Source organism: Enterobacter cloacae complex sp. IR5384 (assembly GCF_049237265.1).
In the GTDB taxonomy this organism is placed as follows: Bacteria; Pseudomonadota; Gammaproteobacteria; order Enterobacterales; family Enterobacteriaceae; genus Enterobacter; species Enterobacter cloacae.
The window spans coordinates 1-1,039 of sequence record NZ_JBMKHJ010000110.1; the positions used below are offsets into that span (position 1 = coordinate 1).

At 52.4% G+C, this 1,039-nt stretch carries 1 protein-coding gene; it reads left to right on the forward strand.

Annotation, left to right across the window (positions count from 1 at the left end; all coding sequences use genetic code 11):
• Window positions 1-204 precede the first annotated feature (204 nt).
• The gene (locus ACOTX3_RS26095) at window positions 205-714 is read left to right on the forward strand and encodes an antirestriction protein ArdA (RefSeq protein WP_000129958.1); all 510 of its coding nucleotides are present in this window, start codon (window positions 205-207) and stop codon (window positions 712-714) included.
• The last annotated feature ends 325 nt before the right edge of the window (window positions 715-1,039 follow it).

A 1,039-nucleotide genomic window follows, 5' to 3' on the forward strand; every position in this document is an offset into this window, starting at 1 on the left:
CAGTCCCGCAGTTTCCGGCGATTTGCGGCCGGTGTCCGGTGGAGTCCGGCGCGGTCGCCTTCCATGCCCTGACGGGCATAAAAACATGTAAATAAATTCCGTACTTGCATTGACTTTAAAGGCGTAATCACCGATAATTAAATCATCGGGAGGCAATACCGCCGCCCGAAAAATTGCCGGTATCGGCGCTTTAAGGAGTACACCATGACTGATATTACGACCCCTTCTGTTTATGTTGGCACTTACCATAAATACAACTGCGGAAGCATTGCGGGAGCCTGGCTCGATCTGACCGATTTTGATAGCTCAGAGGAGTTTTACGAGCGCTGCCGCGAGTTACACGCAAATGAGGCTGATCCAGAATTTATGTTCCAGGATTGGGAGGGTATTCCGTCTGATATGGCGTCAGAGTGCCATATCAACTGGGATTTTATTAACGGCTTTAAACAAGCCCGCGAGGAAGGAAACGAAGCGGCGTTTGTGGCCTTTGTTGATCTGTTTAATAGCACTGATTTCGACCTGTTTAGAGATGCCTATATGGGCGAAGCTAAGGACGAAGAAACTTTTGCAGAGGAATACCTGAATGATAGCGGTCTACTGAATGAAATTCCTGAATCCGTAGCCCGATATTTTGACATCGTAGCCTATGCGCGGGATCTGTTTATTGGGGATTTCAGTTTACATGACGGACACGTATTTAACATGACTTGCTGAAACCTAGTCCCCCGCCACGCGGGGGATATTAAACACCGCTCTAATTAATCGCCGGTATCGGCAAACAGCCATCTGGGCGGCTGCGCCGCCCCTTTGCTGCTGCTTGCCGGTGATCTCTCCAGCTCATGTTCTGCCATTGCGCTAAATCCTGATGCCACACAGGGCGTTACCCCTTCGGGGCCGCTCTGCTGTGCTGCGCATCGAGCCGGTTCCCGTCTCGCCCCGCCCCTTCGGGGTGCCAACGCCCTTCAGGCGTCGGCATCCTTTGCCAGTGCGCTATTGTGTTATCCGTGGATTGTGCAGCTCAGCGGGGCGCTGGCCGTGA

Coding starts and splice junctions, on each gene's coding strand:
- ACOTX3_RS26095 (WP_000129958.1), top strand. CDS start 205: ATGACTGATATTACGACCCCTTCTGTTTATGTTGGCACTTACCATAAA.